Source organism: Pantoea alhagi, assembly GCF_002101395.1.
In the GTDB taxonomy this organism is placed as follows: domain Bacteria; phylum Pseudomonadota; class Gammaproteobacteria; order Enterobacterales; family Enterobacteriaceae; genus Mixta; species Mixta alhagi.
Genome location: NZ_CP019706.1, coordinates 3,381,690 through 3,402,269, shown reverse-complemented (window position 1 = coordinate 3,402,269; position 20,580 = coordinate 3,381,690). Strand labels below are relative to the sequence as shown.

Sequence of the window (20,580 nt, the reverse complement as noted above, 5' to 3'; positions counted from 1 at the left end):
GCAATAATGGCGCGCATCCGCGCAGCAAAGGAAACGGACACTACCATACCTGATTTTCACCTCAGGCGTCCACGCGCTTAAGCATTTTTTGAAACTGCGGTTCATTTTTATATGACGTTTCTTAAGGCAAAAAAAAGCCCGCATTACGCGGGCTTAGCAGGAAGCGGCTTATTCGAACTCGTTCCACGAACGACCATCGCGCGTAATCATCGCGACCGAAGCAACCGGCCCCCAGGTGCCAGCCTGATAAGGCTTAGGCGCATCGTTATCCGCTGCCCAGGCATCAATAATGGAATCCACCCATTTCCACGCGGCCTCTACTTCATCACGACGCACAAACAGCGCCTGAATGCCACGCATGGTTTCCAGCAGCAAACGCTCATAGGCATCCGCCAGATGAGACTGGTTAAAGGTTTCTGAGTAGCTCAGATCCAGTTTGGTGGTTTGCAGGTTATGTTTATGATCGAGACCCGGAACCTTATTCAGGATTTCGATATCCACCCCTTCATCCGGCTGCAGGCGAATTGTCAGTTTGTTCTGCGGCAGCTCTTGCCAGGAATCCTTGAACAGGTTCATTTCCGGATTTTTGAAATAGACCACCACTTCCGAACATTTGGTCGGCAGACGTTTACCGGTGCGCAGATAGAACGGCACGCCAGCCCAGCGCCAGTTGTCGATATCAACGCGAATCGACACGAAGGTTTCCGTATTGCTGGTTTTGTTAGCGCCCTCTTCTTCCAGATAGCCCGGCACTTTTTTGCCCTGCACAAACCCGGCGGTATACTGACCACGTACCGTTTTGTCGCGTACGTTGCTGTGATCGATGCGGCGCAGCGAGCGCAGCACTTTGACTTTTTCGTCACGGATGCTGTCAGCGCTGAGATCGGACGGCGGCGACATGGCAATCATGGTGAGGATCTGCAGCAGATGGTTTTGGATCATATCGCGCATCTGACCCGCTTTATCAAAATAGCCCCAGCGGCCTTCAATCCCGACCTCTTCCGCTACGGTGATTTGCACATGATCGATGGTGCGGTTATCCCAGTTATTGGCAAACAGGGAGTTGGCGAAGCGCAGCGCCAGCAGGTTAAGCACCGTCTCTTTACCCAGATAATGGTCGATACGGAATACCTGGCACTCTTCAAAATACTCACCAACCTGATCGTTGATTTCCTGCGAAGTTTCCAGCGAGGTGCCGAGCGGTTTTTCCATAACAACGCGCGCGGGTTTGGCATTCAGCTTCGCCATCCCCAGCCCTTTACAGATAGCGCCGAAGGTGCTGGGCGGCATGGCAAAGTAGTTAATGGTTACGCGGTTCTGTTGATCCAACATTTTGCCCAGGCGCGGGAAATGCGAGGTATCGTTAACATCCAGATTACAGAAATCGAGGCGGCTGCTGAGGCGATCCCACAGCGCTTCGTCGATTTTTTCTTTCATGAACGTTTCCAGCGCTTCGCGTACGACTTTGGTATATTCCGCTTTATCCCATTCCGCGCGTCCAACGCCGATGATACGGCTCTGCTCATGAATCTGCCCAGCCTTTTCCAGCTGGTACAGGGAAGGCAGCAGTTTACGGCGCGCCAGGTCGCCTTTAGCACCGAAAATAACCAGATCGCATGCCTGGGCTGTTTGTGTTACCGCCATTCTTATCTCCTCGTTGCAGGATGAGTCGGGCCCGGATAATCCTCAGTGACCCAGCTCTTATTGTAATTTTATTCCAGCACAATGTACTGTGTTTGCGCGATGCGGGTAAACCAGCACCCGCTTCTTTTGCCATAAACGGTTATTTTAACAACGCCTGGCCTGCTTATACGCGGCGTGTTTCCCTGTAAATACTATGGCTTTTGTGCAATGAAATCAGACACAGCTCATATTCTGGCAAAAAACGTCAGGTCAGGTTTTACCTGCGCTGCCATGCTGCGGCTATAGCGCGGTATATTCGCAATAAACAGCCATTGGATGCACCTGTCTATGAAATTGACAAAAGTGATGAGCGTTACCGTATGAACAATATGTTAGAGAGAATTCAGTCGCAGCTTCCTTTTCTCAGTAAATCCGAACGCAAAGTTGCAGCAGTGGTGCTCGCCGCGCCTGAAATGGCTATCCACTCCAGTATCGCGCTGCTGGCCGCCGCCGCCGAAGTCAGCGATCCTACGGTAAACCGTTTTTGCCATCGTCTGCAAACCAAAGGCTTTCCCGATTTTAAACTGCAGCTGGCGCAAAGCCTGGCGACCGGCAAGCCGTGGGTCAGCCGTAATATTAATGAGCATGATGCGGTAGAAATCTACAGCGACAAGATTTTTCAGTCAGCGCTGGCGGGTCTGGAACAGGTGCGTCAACGCCTGGATATGCGGGCGATCCAGCGCGCCGTCGAGGTGCTGACCACGGCAAGAAAGATCGGCTTTTTCGGGCTGGGCGCGTCAGCCGTAGTAGCGCACGACGCCATGAATAAGTTTTTCCGCTTTAACGTACCGGTGTTCTGTTCAGACGATGTGGTTATGCAGCGCATGAGCTGTATTAACAGTGGCGTGGGCGATGTGGTGGTGTTGATTTCCCACACCGGGCGCACAAAATCGCTGCCGGAGCTGGCTCAGCTGGCGCGCGAAAACGGCGCGGTGGTACTGGCCATTACCGCTTCCGGTTCCCCGCTCGCGCAGGAGGCCTCGCTGCTGCTGGCGCTGGACGTGGCAGAAGATACCGATATTTATATGCCGATGGTGTCACGTATGGCCCAGCTCATGCTGATTGACGTGCTGGCGACCGGCTTTACGCTACATCATGGCGCCAGCTTCCGCGATAATCTCAAACGCGTGAAAGAGGCGTTAAAGCCGTCACGGCTGGATAAAGAGATCGACCCTTTCCCCATTCAACGTTAAGCAGGCGCTGTTACGCTGACCGATGCATTTTTTTACCGCCGACGGCGTCTGCTTTTCATGCCCTTTTCCGCTGCCACGAAGCGATAAATCTTGTCTGTTATCAACGAACTTTTCCTTCACTGCGCGTGAAGAGTGACTTTAGCATCCGGTGTCAGTATTGTATTTGACGAGAAAGTAAAAGCTCTTTAGCACAGCGCCTGCAATGCACTCAGGCGTAACAGGAAGGAATATGAATTCGCCGTTATATCAATAATCATAAAAAGAACACGCATACTTACTCTACGCATCACTCAGGTTTTTACACCTTAAGGAAAACCCATGACTCGACGTCTCAGAAGAACCAAGATCGTTACTACTTTAGGCCCCGCTACTGACCGCGATAATAATCTGGAGAAGATCATTGCCGCCGGCGCTAACGTAGTCCGCTTGAACTTCTCCCACGGCACACCAGAGGATCATCAGCTGCGCGCAGATAAAGTGCGTGAAATTGCTGCCAAACTGGGACGCCACGTCGCCATTCTTGGCGATCTGCAGGGGCCGAAAATTCGCGTTTCGACTTTTAAAGAAGGGAAAATTTTTCTCAGCGTAGGCGACCGGTTTCTGCTTGACGCCAGTTTGGGGAAAGGTGAAGGCGACAAGGAAAAAGTCGGCATTGATTATAAAGGATTGCCGGAAGATGTGGTGCCGGGTGATGTGCTGCTGCTGGATGATGGCCGCGTACAGCTGAAAGTACTGGAAGTGCGCGAGAACAAAGTTTTTACCGAAGTTACCGTCGGCGGCCCGCTCTCCAATAATAAAGGGATTAACAAACTGGGCGGCGGTCTCTCTGCTGAGGCACTCACTGAAAAAGATAAAGCGGACATTCTTACCGCCGCGAAAATCGGCGTTGACTATCTGGCGGTCTCTTTCCCGCGCTGCGGTGAAGATCTTAATATCGCACGTCGTCTGGCGCAGGACGCGGGCAGCGATGCGAAAATTGTCGCCAAGGTTGAGCGCGCCGAAGCCGTTTCCAGCCAGGAAGCGATGGACGATATCATTCTTGCCTCCGACGTGGTGATGGTGGCCCGTGGTGACCTGGGCGTGGAAATTGGCGATCCGGAGCTGGTCGGCATTCAGAAAGCGCTTATCCGTCGCGCCCGTCAGCTGAATCGGGCGGTGATTACTGCCACGCAGATGATGGAGTCGATGATCACCAATCCAATGCCGACGCGTGCCGAAGTGATGGATGTCGCCAATGCGGTGCTGGATGGGACAGATGCGGTAATGCTCTCGGCTGAAACCGCGGCGGGTCAGTATCCGGCTGAAACCGTTAGCGCGATGGCAAAAGTTTGTCTGGGCGCGGAAAAAGTTCCCAGCATCAACGTATCGAAACATCGTCTGGAAGTGCAGTTCGATAACGTGGAGGAAGCGATCGCTATGTCGGCGATGTACGCTGCTAACCATCTGCAGGGCGTAACGGCGATTATCACCATGACGGAATCGGGCCGTACCGCCCTGATGACCTCGCGCATCACCTCGGGCCTGCCCATTTTCGCTATGTCGCGTCATGAACGCACGCTCAACCTGACGGCACTCTATCGCGGCGTCACGCCCGTCTACTTTGACAGTAATAATGATGGCGTGGCGGCAGCGCATGATGCGATTAATCTGCTGCGCGACAAAGGGTTCCTGGTTTCTGGCGACCTGGTTATCGTCACCCAGGGCGACGTGATGGCCACCACCGGCACCACCAATACCAGTCGTATCCTGCGCGTCGAGTAATTCCGCAAGCTGCCGCAGAAGCGGCAGCTTTTCTCTCTGCTCTTCGTTCCCACCGACCACGGTAGCACCTGCTACGCAGCGCCCCGCTCACCATCTCCCTGATTTGCACACACCTGTTTTCCTGCTTACCGCGCAGTGGATATCCGTCTGTTTACGCCCGGTTATCTGAAGATCCTTGCACGTTCCCAGCACCTTAAACCCGAAAAAAGGTGATCTGCATCACACTTTAAATATTAATGTTACTTATAGCTTTATTGTCATCAAAATTATATTGAATGATAATGATTGCTATTTATAATCACATTTTCATTCTCATGCGCAGCATTACATTAACAAAATAGCGCGATAACCGCATAAAAAGGAGGTTTATCTGCTTCAGACGGTAGCTCCTCTGTTTTTATTTTATTACGGGTAAATTCCTCACACCCGCAAAACATTAGAAAATTTTAACTGGTGTCGTAAAACACCAGGCGTACAGGGCCGCCATTTTTTTTACTGGCGGTACGGGTTCCTACGTCCAGAAAAAGGGTCAGGAAATGGCTTTAGTTTCCGCAACAACACAACAGACCGCTGTAGACCATTGCGACTATTCAGGCATTAGCGGTAGCGAATTTTTCTTTAACGAGGCTCAGCTGGAGCAATATGCGCAGCAAACATTAAGCGCGCTGTCTTTAATTCGGCATCAGATCCAGCAGACTGAGAAGCCGTTCAGCGGCATCCTGCCGCACGAGTTGGCACCAGCCTTACGTAATATCGATCTGGAGCAGCCGCTGGGCGATTCACAGGCGGCGCTTGCCGAACTGGCGGAAGTCTATCTGCGTGATGCGGTTTGGTTTCATCATCCTAAATATGTGGCACACCTGAACTGCCCAATCGTTCTGCCTTCTCTGTTGGCCGAACAGGTTATGAGCGCGGTTAACAGCTCGGTAGATACCTGGGATCAAAGCGCTGGCGGTACGCTGATCGAGCAGAAGGTTATCGACTGGACGCTGCAGCGCATCGGCCTGCCAGCCGGTTCGGACGGTATTTTCACCAGCGGCGGTACGCAGTCTAACCTGATGGCCATGCTGCTGGCGCGCGACAGCTGGTGCGTGCGTCAACGCCCGGAACATCTGATCAAACAGCGCGGTTTGCCGCCTGAGGCAGGTAAATGGCGCATTTTCACCTCGAAAATGAGCCATTTCAGTATTCAGAAATCCACTGCCATTCTGGGCCTTGGCTATGATGCGGTGATCGCTATTGACCACGATGAGCATTACCGTATGGATGCCGTCAAACTTGAACAGGCGATCCAGCAATGTCGGCAGGATGGGCTGATCCCGATTGCCGTGGTGGCCACAGCGGGCACCACCGATTTCGGCAGCATCGATCCGCTACAGGCGATTAGCGATATCTGCCGTCACTACCAGCTCTGGATGCATGTGGATGCCGCCTACGGCTGTGGTCTGCTGGTGTCGTCACAGCATCGATCGCGCCTGGCTGGCATTGAGCACGCTGATTCGGTTACCGTGGATTATCATAAATCCTTCTTTCAGACGGTCAGCTGCGGCGCTTTCTTTGTGCGTGAAAGCCAACACCTCAGCCACGTTACGGTACATGCCGACTATCTCAATCCGCTGAGCGCACAGCAGGAAGGTACGCCCAACCTGGTAAATAAAAGTATTCAGACCACGCGCCGCTTTGATGCGCTGAAGATGTGGATGACGCTGCGTATTATGGGCGCGCAGCAGTTGGGTGCGGCCTTTGACAGCGTACTGGCCCTTGCACAGCAAACGCATCGCCTGCTACTGGCGCATCCCGCCATCGAAGTGCTGCATGCGCCGGAGTTGACCACTCAGGTATTCCGCTATATCCCCCGTCCCGGCCTGAACGATGAAACAACAGATGAGATCAACGCGCAGATCCGCAAAGCGCTGTTCCGCTCCGGCAACGCGGTGGTGGCAGGCACTAAAGTCAACGGACGCCAGTATCTGAAATTTACCCTGCTTAACCCCACTACCCGCGTCGCCGATATGGAAGACGTTATTGCGTTAATTAGCCATTACGGACGCGAACTGTCACGCAACACGCCGTTAAGCGCTGCAAATCAGTAAGGACATAATGATGAACGACACCGTTTATGACTTTATCGGCATTGGCATCGGTCCGTTTAATTTGAGCCTCGCCTGTCTGACATCGCCGCTGGAGGAGATTAATGGTCTGTTTCTCGACCAGAATCCCGGTTTTGACTGGCACACCGGCATGATGCTGGAAAGCGCCCATCTGCAAACCCCGTTTATGGCCGATCTGGTGACGCTGGCCGATCCCACCAGCCCGTTTAGCCTGCTGAACTATATGAAGCAAAAGGGCAAGCTTTACAGCTTCTATATCCGGGAAAGCTTCTTTCTGATGCGTAAGGAGTACAACCAGTACTGTCAGTGGGCCTGCTCACAGCTGAATAACCTGCGCTGGAATACGCGCGTTGACTATGTCAGCTACGATGAGGGCCGCGAATGCTATCAGCTTCAGACCCTTGATACCCGCAGCGGCGAACGTCATACCTGGCTGACGCGTAAGCTGGTGTTGGGTACCGGCCCGGTCGCCTGGCTGCCGGAATGCAGCCGTCCGCTGCGCGATCGGATTGTGCACTCCAGCGACTATCTGGTGAATAAGCAGCAGCTGCAGGCGCAGCGCTCAATAACCGTGCTCGGCAGCGGTCAGAGTGCGGCGGAGATTTTTTACGATCTGTTAAGCGATATCGACAGCCACGACTATCAGCTCAACTGGATAACGCGCGCGCCGCGCTTCTATCCGCTGGAATATACCAAACTGACGCTGGAAATGACCTCGCCAGAATGGATCGACTATTTTCATGCCCTCCCTCCGGCTAAACGTGACCAGTTGAATGCCGGACATAAAAACCTGTTCAAAGGTATCAACAGCAGCCTGATAAATGACATTTACGATCTAATGTATATCAAACAGTTGGATGGCGACCTCAAGGTGCGGCTGTTTACCAATTCAGCGCTGACCGGCCTGCGTCGCCTGCCGGATAACCAGCTGGAGCTGTCGCTGCATCAGCGCGAGCAGGATGAGCACTATACGCGCCGTACCGAGGGTCTGGTGATGGCGACCGGCTATCACTACCGGCCGCCGCAGTTTATTGAAGGCATCTCTCACCGGCTGCGCTGGGATGAGCAGGGGCGCTACGATGTGCAGCGCAATTACAGCATCGATCGCCATAACGCGGTGTTTGTACAAAATGCCGAGCTGCATACCCATGGATTTGTCACGCCCGATCTCGGCATGGCCTGCTATCGCAACTCAGTGCTGATCCGTGAAATCGCCGGACGGGAGATCTACCCGGTTGAAAAACGCATCGCCTTCCAGACCTTCCCGGCAGAGACGGAGCGCTAAGATGAGTTTTTTATATCGCTGCAAACGACCCGCTGGTGAATTTGCCCTGCGCCCAATGAACGCAGAGGACGCGCCGCTTATCCATCGCTGGGTGACGCAAAGCTACGCATGCTTCTGGGGTATGCAAAACCACACGCTGGAACAGGTCGCTAACTTTTACCAGCAGCTGGCCGCCCACGATCCGCAGGCGGCAATGATCGGCCTTTGCAATGACCGGCCAGTTTTCCTGATGGAGTTTTACCGCGCCGAACAGGATGAGGTGGGCAAATACTATCCGGCTCGCCCTGACGATTATGGGATGCATATTCTGATTGCGCCTGCGGAAAAACCGCTGCCGCAGTTTAGCTGGCAGGTATTCAGCACGGTAATGGATTACCTCTTCAGCCTGCCGCAGGTGCGGCGGGTGGTGGTGGAGCCAGACGTGCGTAACGAGAAAATCCATCGTCTGAACAAACGGGCCGGCTTCCGCTATCAGCACACCATCGATATGGGCCATAAAACCGCCTGGCTCGCCTTTTGCCAGCGCGAAGATTATCAGCAAGCGCAACTGCAGGAACAATTACAGATGACAACAAACCAAACCTTGATCAACGGACAACACCTGAGCGGCGACAACTGGGCGCTGGCTAACCGCCTGCTGGTGCGCAAGGCGATTGCTGAGTTCGCCCATGAGAAGCTGATTTCACCCCAGCCTGACGCCAGCGGTAGCTATCAGTTGGCGGTGCCGGGCGGCGAAGCGGTATACACTTTCCGCGCCCGCCGTCTGGCGCTCGATCACTGGCAAATTGATGCAGACTCACTGGAAAAGCATGAAAACGGCGAGCCGCGGCCGCTGGATGCGCTGCAGTTTATTATTGAGTTTAAGCAGCAGATTGGTATCCCTGCCGCCATGCTGGCGATCTATATGGAAGAGATCACCAGTACGCTGTGTAGCAGCGTCTATAAGCTACAGAAGGGCAACCCGGACAGCGCGGCGCTGGTAAAGGCAGATTTCCAGACGGTGGAAGCTTCAATGACCGAAGGTCACCCCTGCTTTGTTGCCAATAATGGCCGCATCGGTTTTGATGCGCGTGACTATCTTGCCTACGCGCCGGAAGCGGCCACGCCAGTGCGCCTGGTCTGGGTTGCGGTGCATACCCGCAATGCGCACTTCTCCAGCCTGGATACGCTGAGCTATCAGCAGTTAATGCAGGAGGAGCTCGGAGAAACCACCATCGCCGGGTTTAATACGCGCCTGCGGGCGCTGGGCGTGGATGCGCAGGATTATCTGTTTATGCCGGTCCATCCCTGGCAGTGGCAGAATAAGCTGCTGACGGTTTTTGCACCCGATATCGCCGCACGCGATATTATCTGGCTGGGAGAAAGCGAAGATAACTATCAGGCGCAGCAGTCGATCCGCACCTTCTTTAACCGCAGCCAGCCCAACAAACGTTATGTCAAAACCGCACTCTCAGTATTAAATATGGGCTTTATGCGCGGACTGTCACCTTACTATATGGCCACCACGCCAGCGGTAAACCAGTGGCTGGAAAGCGTAGTGAGCCAGGATCGCTGGCTACAGCAGTGTGACTTCCGTCTGCTGCGCGAGGTAGCGGCGATCGGCTATCATAACCGTTACTATGAGCGCGCTATTCAGGGCGACTCCGCCTGGAAAAAGATGTTTGCCGCGCTGTGGCGCGATAATCCAGTGGCGAACCTGAAACCTGACCAGCGTCTGATGACCATGGCTTCACTGCTGCATATCGATCAGCATCAGCAGCCGTTGTTGCCTGCATTGATTGCCGATTCCGGCCTGGCGGCGGAAGCCTGGATCGATCGCTATCTGACCTGCTACCTTAGCCCGCTGCTGCACTGTTTCTACCAACATGACATCGTCTTTATGCCGCACGGCGAAAACCTGATCCTGCTGCTGGAAAATAATGTGCCGATCGCCGCCTGTATGAAAGATATTGGCGAGGAGATCGCGGTGCTGAACCCGGATGCGGTGCTGCCGGAGAAGGCGCAACGCCTGGCGGTGGAGGTACCGGAAAACCTGAAGGTACTCTCAATCTTTACCGATGTGTTTGACTGCATTTTCCGCTTTGTCTCTGCTATTCTGGATGACAGCGGGACGCTGCCCGAAGCACGTTTCTGGCAGCGCGTGGCGCAGTGCGTTCATGATTATCAGCAGGCGCATCCGCAGCTGGCACCTAAATTTGCCCGCTATAATCTGTTTGCGCCCACCTTCGCGCTTTCCTGTCTGAATCGCCTGCAGCTGGCGAATAATCAGCAGATGATTAATCTGGCCGATCCGGCAGAGAACCTGAAGTTTGCCGGAGAACTGATTAACCCGATTGCCGCGTTCGCGCATCAGGAATAATTCATATTTAATATAATTTTGATCGTTATACTGACGCGGCCGCATTTGCGGTCGCGTTTTTATCTTTCTGGAGCATACCTGCATGGCCGCATACACCCCGGTTTCCAGCCTGACCTTCAGGCATTTACTCTTTCCGCTTTCGCTGGTGCTGTTTGAGTTCGCTACCTATATTGCGCACGACATGATCCAGCCCGGCATGCTGCTGGTCACCAACGAATTCAATGTCGGAGCCGAATGGGTTTCCGCTTCCTTGACGGCTTATCTGATCGGCGGCATCGTTCTGCAATGGCTGCTTGGCCCGTTATCAGATAAATATGGCCGGCGTCCGGTAATGCTGGCTGGCGTACTGTTTTTTATTATCTGCTGCGCGCTGATGCACTGGATTTCATCCATTGAGCAATTTATCGTGCTGCGTTTCTTGCAGGGCATCAGCCTCTGCTTTATCGGCGCGGTAGGCTATGCGGCGATTCAGGAAGCGTTTGACGAGGCGCGCAGCGTGCGGATTATGGCGCTGATGGCCAATGTCGCGCTGCTGGCGCCGCTGGCTGGTCCGCTGGCGGGCGCAGCCTTTTTAACCGTAGGTGACTGGCGCACCATGTTCTGGTTGTTTGCTGTTATCGCGGCGCTGGCGCTGATTGGCCTTTGGCGCGCCATGCCGGAAACCGCAGGCGATCGTACCGTTTCCATTAGCCTGAAAAATCTGGCGCGCAGCTATCTGGCGCTGGCACGCGATCGGCAAATCATGAGCGGCTCGCTGGCGATCGGCCTGGTATTTATTCCTATCCTTGCCTGGGTAGCACTGTCGCCGGTAATTCTGATTCAGGATGAGGGGCTGTCGCGTATGGATTACGCCCTGCTGCAGCTGCCGGTTTTCCTGGCGATGATCGCCGGTAACCTGACGCTGAGCCGTCTGGCCAGCCGCCTGCCGATTGAAGGCCCGCTGCGCTTTGGCGCATGGCCGATTCTGGCCGGACTGGCGCTTGCTGCGCTAACCAGCCTGATCGATAACCACAGTTACCTGTGGCTGACCGCCGGACTGAGCCTGTATGCCTACGGCGCAGGCATGGTAAATGCCGGGCTGTATCGTTTAACGCTCTTTTCCAGCACTGCGGGCAAAGGCAGCGTGGCCGCCATGTTAGGGATGGTAAGTATTATTGCTTTTGCGTTGGGTATTGAGCTGACGAAATATGGCTATTTTCATGGCGGCAGCGCCTGGTTTAGCCTGATCAATCTGGCGAGCGGCCTGCTGTGGCTGGTGCTGGTGACCGCTTTTTTGCGCGAGCGCAAGCGACGCAGTACGGTAAATCCGCTCTGAGCAGAGGCATGCATCTCCATGCGTTTCAGTCCGCTCTTAGCGGCTGCCGGAACGCAAATCCCGCGCCATAAAGGCGCGGGACGATGGTCACTTCTGCCCTGCCTTTGCTTTATGCAACCGGCGGGCGCTTACCGTTTTACTATTTGCGCGGAAACAGCTCTTTGCGCTTATAGGGTTCGATCTCCCCTTCACGCCGCGTTTTAAGCAGTTTTAATATCCAGGTGTACTGCTCCGGATGCGGACGCACAAAATACTCTACTTCTTCATTCATGCGGCGCGCCAGCGTTGGGTTGTCTGCATCAAGCAGATCGTCCATTGGCGCGCGGATATAGATATCCAGCTGATGATTTTTGGCATTATAGACCGGGAATAGCGGCACCACGCGCGCGCGGCATACTTTCATCAGCCGCCCCACCGCAGGCAAAGTCGCTTTATAAGTGGCAAAGAAATCAACGAATTCACTTTGCTCTGCGCCATGATCCTGATCGGGTAAATAATATCCCCAGTACCCCTGACGCACCGAGTTAATAAAGGGCTTTATACCATCGTTCCTGGCATGCATACGGCCGCCGAAACGACGCCGCACCCGATTCCAGATATAGTCATTCAGCGGATTACTTTGATTGTGAAACATTGCCGCTATCATCTGACCTTCTGAAGCCAGCAGCATGGCAGGAATATCGATTGCCCAGCCGTGCGGCACCAGAAAAATAACATTCTGCTTCTCTGCCAGCATCTCATCAATAATTTCCCGCCCGTGCCAGTGAACACGCTGTCGGACGCGATCCGGATTACGCAGCGCCAGTTCGGCCATCATCGCCATTGACTGCGGAGCGGTGGCAAACATTTCATCAATGATCGCTTCACGCTCAGCTTCCGACAGCTCTGGCATGCAATACAGCAGGTTGATTTGCGCGCGACGACGCGCGCTTTTTGCAAAACGTCCAGCAAGGCGGCCCGCCGCGCCAAGGATAGGATCGCGTAGCGCTGCAGGCAGCATTGCCATTACGCCAAACGCACCGATACCCAACCAGGCACCCCAGTATTTGGGTAACAGGAAGGATTTATCGAAGACGGGAATAAATTCTGTATTTTTTTTCTTGCTGGTTTCCATGCACTCGCCTCTATCAATAACCGGCTAATGATAGTGTCGGCAGGTAAATTTGCAACGCTTACCGCAGGTTGTCGTTAAACCAACCCTAAATAATACGAAACCAACGCACCTGTGGGGAAAAAGAGAGCAAGCGGAGGCGCACGTGTTACCGTGCGCCTCGCTGATAAGAAACTGCTGACGCTTAATTGAGTTTGAGCTGAGGCAGCACTTCTCTTGCCTGCGCCAGGAATGCGGAACGATCCTTGCCGGTAAGTCCTTCAGTGCGCGGCAGCTTCGCCGTCAGCGGATTTACGGCCTGGTTATTGATCCAGATTTCATAGTGCAGATGCGGGCCGGTTGAACGACCCGTGTTGCCGGAAAGACCGATGCGATCGCCACGTTTGACCTTATCGCCTGGCTTCACCAGCAGCTTTTTCATATGCATATAGCGCGTCATATACTGACGGCCATGGCGGATAGCAACATAGTTGCCCGCGCCGGAACTGCGTTTTGCCTGTACCACTTCACCGTCGCCCACTGCCAGTACCGGCGTGCCGACCGGCACGGCAAAATCCACCCCTTTATGCGGTGCGACACGGCCTGTCACCGGATTCAGACGGCGCGGATTAAAGTTAGAGGAGACCCGGTACTGTTTTACCGTTGGGAAACGCATAAAACCGCGCGCCAGGCCAGAGCCGCTGCGGTCATAGAATTTGCCATCTTCGGCACGGATGGCGTAGTAATCCTTGCCTCCGGTGCGCAAACGCACGCCCAGCAGCTGGCTCTGTTCATTTTTTCCATCCATCACTTCACGCGACATCAGTACGCTGAATTTATCGCCCGCGCGCAGTTTGCGGAAATCCATTTGCCACTGCAGCGCTTTGATCACGCCGCTGATCTCCGCGCTGGTCAGCCCGGCGCGCTGAGCGCTGCTGACAAAGCTGCCTTTGACTTCGCCGGTCAGCACGCTGTTTGTCCATTCGCCTTTCTGCAGCTCGCTGGACATCTTAAAACCGTTACCGATGCGATCGTAGGTACGGGTTTCGCGCCGCGACATCTCCCACGTCAGGCGTTGCAGCTGGCCTTCATCGGTAAGTGTCCAGGAGATTTGCTGCCCCACCTGGAGATTACGCAGATCGTTATCCGTTTTAACCAGCTGGTTGATTTCACCCATATCGATGCCGTACTGGTTCAGCACGCTGCTCAGGGTGTCGCCGCTGGAGACCACATAGTCATGGATGCCGCTTTCCGCCGTTACGTCCTGATCGATCTCATCCTGCGGCAGGTCATCTTCCGGCGCAGGCTGATCGAGCGGCTCGCTGGCTTCAGGCAGCAGCGTACGCAGCTGGTTTTTGTCAATTTCAATGGTTTTTACGATGGGCGATGTTTCACCCGGGTGATAAACAAACGGCCGCCAGACAGCGACGGCCAGAGTAACAACGGTCAGCGACCCAAGCATAACGCGGTGGGGACGCGGCAGATTATTAAATGCCAGAGCGACAGAGCGGGCTATCTGTTGCACTTTTAGGGATTCCTCATGCTCCTTTCAGGCAGCTTTCATACTGGCTCGACAGCTGTGAGAGGAATTTCACATAACTGTCTTTTGCTAAGCTGATGCCCATTCCCAGCGGATCGAGCGTACCTTTACGCACCTGAGTTCCTCTGGCAACGGCATCGATTACGGCCGGCCTGAATTGTGGCTCAGCAAAAACGCAGGTCGCTTTTTGCTCAACCAACTGTGTTCGAATTTGATGTAAACGCTGCGCGCCCGGCTGGATTTCAGGATTAACGGTAAAATGGCCAAGTGGCGTGAGACCGTAATGCTTTTCAAAGTAGCTATAAGCATCATGAAAAACGAAATATCCTTTTCCTTTAAGCGGTGCCAGCTGATGCGCAATTTGCGTATCGCTTTTCGCTAAATCTGCCTCAAATTGCTGCAGGTTAGCGTCAAGTTTGTCTTTGCGCTGCGGCATAAGTTCCAATAATTTCTCATGGATTGCAACCGCAGATTGGCGCGCTATTTCCGGCGACATCCACAGGTGCATATTATATTGTCCATGATCATGATGTTCATGCGCTGCGTCATGATGGGCTTCATCTTCTTCATGATGCTCATCCTGCTCTTCCGCGCCGGTAATCAGCAACGGTTTTACCGCGGGCAACTGGGCAATTTCCAGGTTCTTTTCTGCGGGAAATGCGCTGGCGGTTTTACTGATAAAGGCTTCCATATCAGGACCAATCCATACCACCAGATCCGCGCTCTGCAAGCGTTTAACGTCAGAAGGACGCAAAGCGTAATCATGTTCGGAAGCGCCATCGGGCAGTAAAACTTCTACCGGGGTTACGCCATCGGCGATCGCGGAGGCGATAAAGCCCAGCGGTTTAATCGAAGCGATAACCGCTGCGCTGGCGGGAGCGCTAAACGCAGCGGCAAAACCAAGGGAAAATAGCAGAGGAAAAAGGGCTTTTTTATTCTGTAACATAATGCGTCAATCCATCGTGACTGGGTGATGGATTGTGATATTATAACATCCGATAACTTCTGCAAGCATTAATAACTATGACCTCACTGATTAGTCTGGAAAATATCTCAGTCAGTTTTGGCCAGCGTCAGGTATTGTCCAATATCTCTTTAGCGCTGGAACCAAGACGGATCCTGACGCTCCTTGGCCCTAACGGCGCCGGTAAGTCCACGTTAGTTCGCGTCGTGCTTGGATTGATCGCGCCGGATAGTGGCACGCTGAAACGCAATAATCCGCTGCGTATCGGCTATGTTCCGCAAAAATTGCATCTCGACCCAACGCTGCCGCTGACCGTAGAGCGTTTTCTGCGGCTGCGTCCGGGCACGCGCAAAGCGGATATTCTGCCTGCGCTCAAACGCGTGCAGGCCGGACACCTGCAGCATGCCGCGCTGCAAAAGCTGTCGGGTGGTGAAACCCAGCGCGTACTGCTGGCGCGCGCCCTGCTTAATCAACCACATCTGCTGGTGCTGGACGAACCCACCCAGGGCGTTGACGTTAACGGTCAGGTTGCGCTGTACGATCTTATTAACCAGCTGCGCCTTGAACTGAACTGCGCCGTGCTGATGGTCTCGCACGATCTGCATCTGGTTATGGCAAAAACGGATGAAGTGCTCTGCCTGAATCACCATATTTGCTGTTCCGGCACGCCGGAAGTGGTGTCGCGCCATCCTGAATTTATCGCTATGTTTGGCCCACGCGGCGCAGAGCAGCTGGCGATCTACCGGCATCATCATAATCATCGTCACGATTTACAGGGACGGATAGTTTTGCGTAAAGGACAGGAAAAATAATGCTTGAACTGTTACTTCCCGGCTGGCTGGGCGGCGTAATGCTGGCGCTGGCAGCCGGTCCGCTGGGCTCATTTGTGGTCTGGCGTCGGATGTCCTATTTTGGCGATACGCTGGCGCACGCCTCGTTGCTGGGCGTGGCCTTTGGCCTGTTGCTGAACGTTAATCCTTTTTACGCGGTGATTGCGGTCACGCTATTGCTGGCGCTGGGCCTGGTCTGGCTGGAGCGTCGTCCCCATCTGGCTATTGATACGCTGCTGGGAATTATGGCGCACAGCGCCCTGTCGCTGGGGCTGGTGGTGGTGAGCCTGATGTCGAATGTCCGCGTGGATCTGATGGCTTATCTGTTTGGCGATCTGCTGGCGGTGACGCCGGAGGATTTATGGATAATCGGCGGCGGCGTGGCGCTGGTGCTGGCGGCGCTCGCCTGGCAATGGCGACCTTTACTCTCCATGACCATTAGCCCGGAGCTGGCGCAGGTGGATGGCGTCAATATCGCGCGCACGCGCATGCTGCTGATGCTGGTTACTGCCTTAACCATTGGCGTGGCGATGAAGTTTGTCGGGGCGCTGATTATCACTTCGCTGCTGGTGATCCCCGCCGCCACCGCTCGCCGCTTTGCCCGCTCGCCGGAGCAGATGGCGTTTATCGCTATCGGTACAGGCATTATTGCCGTGACCGGCGGCCTTACCTTCTCGGCCTTTTACGATACGCCCGCCGGCCCTTCGGTGGTGCTTTGTGCCGCACTGCTGTTTATTATCAGCCAGATGAAAAAAGCTCCGGCCTGAGAGCGGTTAACCAGACGAAAACGCCAGCTTATCGCTGGCGTTTTTTATACTTCGCGGGTCATGCCGAAATGCTTAAAGGCGTGCTGTGTGGCAATGCGTCCACGCGGCGTACGCTGAATAAAGCCCTGCTGAATCAGGTAAGGCTCCAGCACATCCTCAATGGTTTCACGCTCCTCGCCAATGGCCGCCGCCAGGTTATCCAGCCCTACCGGCCCGCCGGTAAACTTATCGATAATGGCTAATAACAGCTTGCGGTCCATATAGTCGAAGCCTTCGTGGTCGACATTCAACATATCCAGCGCCTTCGCCGCGACATCGCCGTCCATCACGCCTTCGGCGCGCACTTCAGCAAAATCGCGTACGCGGCGCAGCAGCCGGTTAGCAATACGCGGCGTGCCGCGTGCACGTCGTGCCACTTCCAGCGCGCCTTCCGGGCTCAGATCCAGCCCCAGACAGGCGGCGCTGCGAGCCACGATGTGCTGCAAATCTTTTACCTGATAGAACTCCAGGCGCTGCACAATGCCGAAACGATCGCGCAGCGGCGAGGTTAACGAACCTGCACGCGTGGTGGCACCGATCAGGGTGAACGGCGGCAGATCAAGCTTGATAGAGCGCGCCGCCGGCCCTTCCCCGATCATAATATCCAGCTGATAATCTTCCATCGCCGGATAAAGCACCTCTTCCACTACCGGTGACAGACGATGAATTTCATCAATGAAAAGCACATCGTGCGGTTCAAGGTTGGTCAGCATCGCCGCCAGGTCGCCCGCTTTTTCCAGTACCGGACCGGAGGTGGTGCGCAGGTTCACGCCCATCTCATTGGCAACAATGTTCGCCAGCGTGGTTTTACCCAGGCCTGGCGGGCCGAAAATCAGCAGGTGATCCAGCGCGTCGCCGCGCATTTTGGCCGCCTTGATAAAGATCTCCATCTGTTCGCGCACCTGCGGCTGGCCCACATATTCATCCAGCAGGCGCGGACGGATCGCGCGATCGATAATTTCTTCTTCGCTCACATTGCCAGGTGAGACCAGGCGATCGGCTTCAATCATGGTTTACCTCAGAGCGCAGCACGCAGCGCTTCACGAATCAGGGTTTCACAGTCAGCGTCCGGGCGGCCCACTTTGCTAACCATCCGGCTGGCTTCCTGCGGTTTATACCCCAACGCCACCAGCGCGGCAACCGCTTCGGCCTCGGCATCGTTGCTGTCGATGGCGGCATTCTCGCTGGTAAGCGTAAAGGTTGCGTCGCCGCCAAACAGATCGCCGTGCATGCCCTTAAAGCGATCTTTCATTTCCACGACCAGCCGCTCGGCGGTTTTCTTACCGACGCCGGGCAGCTTAACCAGCGTCGCGACTTCTTCACGCTCTACTGCGGTCACAAACTGCTGTGCCGACATCCCGGAAAGGATCGCCAGCGCCAGCTTCGGCCCTACGCCATTGACTTTAATCAGTTCACGAAACAGCGCGCGCTCCTGCTTGCTGGTAAAGCCATACAGCAGCTGGGCATCTTCACGCACGATAAACTGCGTAAAAATAACGGCTTCCTGATTCAGCTCGGGCAGCTCATAGAAGCAGGTCATTGGCATGTGGACCTCATATCCCACTCCGTTCGCTTCAATTAATACCAGCGGCGGTTGTTTTTCCAGAATGATGCCTCGCAGACGACCTATCACAGTAGCTTCCTTTGATTCAGGGAGAGAAAGTGTCAGAGTTATAACATAAAAAAGGCTGGATGAATATCCAGCCTGATAATGGGTTACGAACGCAATCTGCCGCGCGTCAGGGTCAGGCGCGTATCGCTTAGCCTGTTGGCGTTCTGACTAACGTGACAGTGAGTGATCGCAATCGCCAACGCATCGGCGGCATCCGCCTGCGGGTTAGCCGCCAGCTTCAGTAAGGTGCGCACCATATGCTGCACCTGGCTTTTTTCCGCGCTGCCGATGCCGACCACCGTTTGTTTCACCTGACGCGCCGCGTATTCAAATACCGGCAGATCCTGATTGACCGCCGCCACGATAGCCGCGCCGCGCGCCTGACCCAGCTTAAGGGCTGAATCGGCATTTTTCGCCATAAACACCTGTTCAATGGCAAAAAAGTCAGGTTGAAACTGCGTGATGATCTCCGTCACGCCCGCGTAAATCAGCTTCAAACGGGAGGGTAGATCGTCAACGCCGGTGCGAATACAGCCGCTGCCGAGGTAGGTCAACTGTCGCCCAACCTGCCGGATCACGCCGTAGCCGGTAATACGTGAACCCGGGTCAATGCCCAGAATAATCGCCATCAGGCTGCTCCGTCAGGTTGGTGAAGGGCAACAACCATTACAGGGTTGCCGCCACCTCGTCGGACATTTCACCGTTGTGATAAACTTCCTGCACGTCGTCACAGTCTTCCAGCATATCGATCAGACGCATCAGTTTCGGAGCCGTTTCAATATCCATATCCGCTTTGGTAGAAGGGATCATCGTGACTTCTGCGTTTTCCGCTTTCAGACCCGCCGCATCCAGTGCATCCTTCACTTCTCCTAAGTTTTCCCACGGCGTGAAGACGTCAATCGCGCCATCTTCATAGGTCACTACGTCATCCGCACCCGCTTCCAGCGCCGCATCCATTACCGTATCTTCATCCAGGCCAGGCGCATAAGAGATCACGCCTTTTTTGGTGAACAGATAGGCAACGGAACCATCGGTACCGAGGTTGCCGCCGCATTTGGTAAAGGCGTGACGCACTTCTGATACGGTACGGTTACGATTATCGCTCAGGCATTCAACCATGACCGCCGTGCCGCCCGGGCCATAGCCTTCATAAATAATGGTTTCCATGTTGCTGTTATCGTCGCCGCCTACGCCGCGAGCGATAGCGCGATCCATGGTGTCGCGCGTCATATTATTAGACAGCGCTTTATCCATTGCCGCGCGCAGGCGCGGGTTGGAAGCGGGATCGCCGCCGCCCAGCTTCGCCGCCGTCACCAGCTCGCGAATGATTTTGGTAAAAATTTTACCGCGCTTGGCATCCTGTGCCGCTTTGCGGTGTTTGGTGTTGGCCCATTTACTATGACCTGCCATAACTCTGCTCTCTCCAGTTTGACACCGGTCAGACGCCTCAAGGCCGGTTCCCTCTGCAGGGAAACAACGCACCTTAGTCTGACGCTGTTGATTTTGTATCAGTCCAGACTGACTGACAGCTTCAGCGCGCTATTGCTGATAAACAGCACGCACATTGCGGTGCGCTGCGCGGCTGTCGGCAGCGGTTAGCCGACGAATTCTTCTATCGCCTGGCGATTACTCCAGGACTTGGTAAGACGGGCGGCAGTGGCTGTATCCAGCCACTGCCAGGCCAGATGCTCGCTTAACATAATGCTGCGTTCACCCGGCAAGGCCAGCCGAAACCAGTGCTCAATATTATGCGTAACGTGCGGCGCATAGCGATGACGAAAATGCGGAAAGATTTCAAATTCAATTTGCCGCTGGCAATCTTCAAGCGTCAGCCCTTCAGCCGCCACGTCAATGCCCAGCTCTTCCCACACCTCGCGCCGCGCCGCCTCGACAGGCGCTTCTCCCGCCTCCAGGCTGCCGGTGACCGACTGCCAGAACGCAGGATCGTCGCGCCGCTGTAGCATCAGCACCCGCCCGGTATCCTGCGCGAAAATCACCACCAGTACCGAGACAGGATGCTTAAACGTCATC

The 20,580-nt window shown here is 54.7% G+C and carries 17 protein-coding genes; 8 read left to right on the top strand and 9 right to left on the bottom strand.

What is annotated here, in order from left to right; all coding sequences use genetic code 11:
* Positions 1–168 precede the first annotated feature (168 nt).
* Complete coding sequence (gene zwf, locus B1H58_RS16030; protein ID WP_085071467.1) at positions 169–1,644, bottom strand: glucose-6-phosphate dehydrogenase; 1,476 nt, start codon at positions 1,642–1,644, stop codon at positions 169–171.
* A 359-nt stretch (positions 1,645–2,003) separates the two neighbouring features.
* Between zwf and B1H58_RS16025 the strand changes: the two genes are divergently transcribed.
* From B1H58_RS16025 to B1H58_RS16000, 6 genes are all read left to right on the top strand, one after another.
* Positions 2,004–2,876, top strand: a complete 873-nt coding sequence (locus B1H58_RS16025; protein ID WP_085072342.1) for a MurR/RpiR family transcriptional regulator — start codon at positions 2,004–2,006, stop codon at positions 2,874–2,876.
* A 318-nt stretch (positions 2,877–3,194) separates the two neighbouring features.
* Complete coding sequence (gene pyk, locus B1H58_RS16020; RefSeq protein ID WP_085071466.1) at positions 3,195–4,637, top strand: pyruvate kinase; 1,443 nt, start codon at positions 3,195–3,197, stop codon at positions 4,635–4,637.
* Between the two features lie 536 nt (positions 4,638–5,173).
* On the top strand, positions 5,174–6,730 hold the full coding sequence (locus tag B1H58_RS16015; RefSeq protein ID WP_085071465.1) for a pyridoxal phosphate-dependent decarboxylase family protein: 1,557 nt from the start codon (positions 5,174–5,176) through the stop codon (positions 6,728–6,730).
* A 10-nt stretch (positions 6,731–6,740) separates the two neighbouring features.
* Positions 6,741–8,033, top strand: coding sequence for a lysine N(6)-hydroxylase/L-ornithine N(5)-oxygenase family protein (locus tag B1H58_RS16010; protein WP_085071464.1), 1,293 nt, complete (start codon positions 6,741–6,743; stop codon positions 8,031–8,033).
* Position 8,034: 1 nt separating this feature from the next.
* Positions 8,035–10,392, top strand: a complete 2,358-nt coding sequence (locus B1H58_RS16005; RefSeq protein WP_085071463.1) for a GNAT family N-acetyltransferase — start codon at positions 8,035–8,037, stop codon at positions 10,390–10,392.
* A gap of 82 nt (positions 10,393–10,474) precedes the next feature.
* Positions 10,475–11,707, top strand: a complete 1,233-nt coding sequence (locus B1H58_RS16000; protein WP_085071462.1) for an MFS transporter — start codon at positions 10,475–10,477, stop codon at positions 11,705–11,707.
* Positions 11,708–11,846: 139 nt separating this feature from the next.
* Here B1H58_RS16000 and lpxM read toward each other — a convergent pair whose 3' ends face one another.
* The 3 genes from lpxM to znuA form a co-directional block, all read right to left on the bottom strand.
* Positions 11,847–12,821, bottom strand: a complete 975-nt coding sequence (lpxM, locus tag B1H58_RS15995; protein ID WP_085071461.1) for a lauroyl-Kdo(2)-lipid IV(A) myristoyltransferase — start codon at positions 12,819–12,821, stop codon at positions 11,847–11,849.
* A 181-nt stretch (positions 12,822–13,002) separates the two neighbouring features.
* The gene (mepM, locus tag B1H58_RS15990) at positions 13,003–14,322 is read right to left on the bottom strand and encodes a murein DD-endopeptidase MepM (protein WP_085071460.1); all 1,320 of its coding nucleotides are present in this window, start codon (positions 14,320–14,322) and stop codon (positions 13,003–13,005) included.
* A 13-nt stretch (positions 14,323–14,335) separates the two neighbouring features.
* Positions 14,336–15,283: a zinc ABC transporter substrate-binding protein ZnuA gene (gene znuA / locus B1H58_RS15985; protein ID WP_085071459.1), complete on the bottom strand. Its 948-nt coding sequence runs from the start codon at positions 15,281–15,283 to the stop codon at positions 14,336–14,338.
* Positions 15,284–15,360: 77 nt separating this feature from the next.
* On the opposite strand from znuA, the gene znuC reads away from it, so the two are divergent.
* Both znuC and znuB read left to right on the top strand, forming a co-directional pair.
* On the top strand, positions 15,361–16,113 hold the full coding sequence (znuC, locus tag B1H58_RS15980) for a zinc ABC transporter ATP-binding protein ZnuC (protein WP_085071458.1): 753 nt from the start codon (positions 15,361–15,363) through the stop codon (positions 16,111–16,113).
* Entirely contained in the window at positions 16,113–16,898 is a 786-nt protein-coding gene (gene znuB, locus B1H58_RS15975) for a zinc ABC transporter permease subunit ZnuB (protein ID WP_085071457.1), read from the top strand. Before znuC ends, znuB begins: the two co-directional genes overlap by 1 nt.
* A 44-nt stretch (positions 16,899–16,942) precedes the next feature.
* On the opposite strand, the gene ruvB is transcribed toward znuB, so the two are convergent.
* The 5 genes from ruvB to nudB form a co-directional block, all read right to left on the bottom strand.
* Positions 16,943–17,947: a Holliday junction branch migration DNA helicase RuvB gene (ruvB, locus tag B1H58_RS15970; RefSeq protein WP_085071456.1), complete on the bottom strand. Its 1,005-nt coding sequence runs from the start codon at positions 17,945–17,947 to the stop codon at positions 16,943–16,945.
* A gap of 8 nt (positions 17,948–17,955) precedes the next feature.
* Positions 17,956–18,570, bottom strand: coding sequence for a Holliday junction branch migration protein RuvA (gene ruvA, locus B1H58_RS15965; RefSeq protein WP_085071455.1), 615 nt, complete (start codon positions 18,568–18,570; stop codon positions 17,956–17,958).
* A gap of 83 nt (positions 18,571–18,653) precedes the next feature.
* Entirely contained in the window at positions 18,654–19,178 is a 525-nt protein-coding gene (ruvC, locus tag B1H58_RS15960; protein WP_085071454.1) for a crossover junction endodeoxyribonuclease RuvC, read from the bottom strand.
* A 37-nt stretch (positions 19,179–19,215) separates the two neighbouring features.
* Positions 19,216–19,959 carry a YebC/PmpR family DNA-binding transcriptional regulator gene (locus B1H58_RS15955; protein ID WP_085071453.1) on the bottom strand — a complete coding sequence of 248 codons (744 nt, stop codon included), beginning with the start codon at positions 19,957–19,959 and terminating at the stop codon, positions 19,216–19,218.
* Positions 19,960–20,144: 185 nt separating this feature from the next.
* Positions 20,145–20,579, bottom strand: coding sequence for a dihydroneopterin triphosphate diphosphatase (nudB, locus tag B1H58_RS15950; RefSeq protein ID WP_085071452.1), 435 nt, complete (start codon positions 20,577–20,579; stop codon positions 20,145–20,147).
* Between the last annotated feature and the right edge of the window lies 1 nt (position 20,580).

What these genes read in the sequence shown, in the direction of transcription:
- B1H58_RS16010 (WP_085071464.1), top strand. Translation starts at nt 6,741, where the DNA reads ATGAACGACACCGTTTATGACTTTATCGGCATTGGCATCGGTCCGTTT.
- B1H58_RS16005 (WP_085071463.1), top strand. Translation starts at nt 8,035, where the DNA reads ATGAGTTTTTTATATCGCTGCAAACGACCCGCTGGTGAATTTGCCCTG.
- lpxM (WP_085071461.1), bottom strand. Translation starts at nt 12,821, where the DNA reads ATGGAAACCAGCAAGAAAAAAAATACAGAATTTATTCCCGTCTTCGAT.
- B1H58_RS16025 (WP_085072342.1), top strand. Translation starts at nt 2,004, where the DNA reads ATGAACAATATGTTAGAGAGAATTCAGTCGCAGCTTCCTTTTCTCAGT.
- nudB (WP_085071452.1), bottom strand. Translation starts at nt 20,579, where the DNA reads ATGACGTTTAAGCATCCTGTCTCGGTACTGGTGGTGATTTTCGCGCAG.
- znuC (WP_085071458.1), top strand. Translation starts at nt 15,361, where the DNA reads ATGACCTCACTGATTAGTCTGGAAAATATCTCAGTCAGTTTTGGCCAG.
- B1H58_RS15955 (WP_085071453.1), bottom strand. Translation starts at nt 19,959, where the DNA reads ATGGCAGGTCATAGTAAATGGGCCAACACCAAACACCGCAAAGCGGCA.
- zwf (WP_085071467.1), bottom strand. Translation starts at nt 1,644, where the DNA reads ATGGCGGTAACACAAACAGCCCAGGCATGCGATCTGGTTATTTTCGGT.
- B1H58_RS16015 (WP_085071465.1), top strand. Translation starts at nt 5,174, where the DNA reads ATGGCTTTAGTTTCCGCAACAACACAACAGACCGCTGTAGACCATTGC.
- ruvB (WP_085071456.1), bottom strand. Translation starts at nt 17,947, where the DNA reads ATGATTGAAGCCGATCGCCTGGTCTCACCTGGCAATGTGAGCGAAGAA.
- B1H58_RS16000 (WP_085071462.1), top strand. Translation starts at nt 10,475, where the DNA reads ATGGCCGCATACACCCCGGTTTCCAGCCTGACCTTCAGGCATTTACTC.
- ruvC (WP_085071454.1), bottom strand. Translation starts at nt 19,178, where the DNA reads ATGGCGATTATTCTGGGCATTGACCCGGGTTCACGTATTACCGGCTAC.
- pyk (WP_085071466.1), top strand. Translation starts at nt 3,195, where the DNA reads ATGACTCGACGTCTCAGAAGAACCAAGATCGTTACTACTTTAGGCCCC.
- znuB (WP_085071457.1), top strand. Translation starts at nt 16,113, where the DNA reads ATGCTTGAACTGTTACTTCCCGGCTGGCTGGGCGGCGTAATGCTGGCG.
- znuA (WP_085071459.1), bottom strand. Translation starts at nt 15,283, where the DNA reads ATGTTACAGAATAAAAAAGCCCTTTTTCCTCTGCTATTTTCCCTTGGT.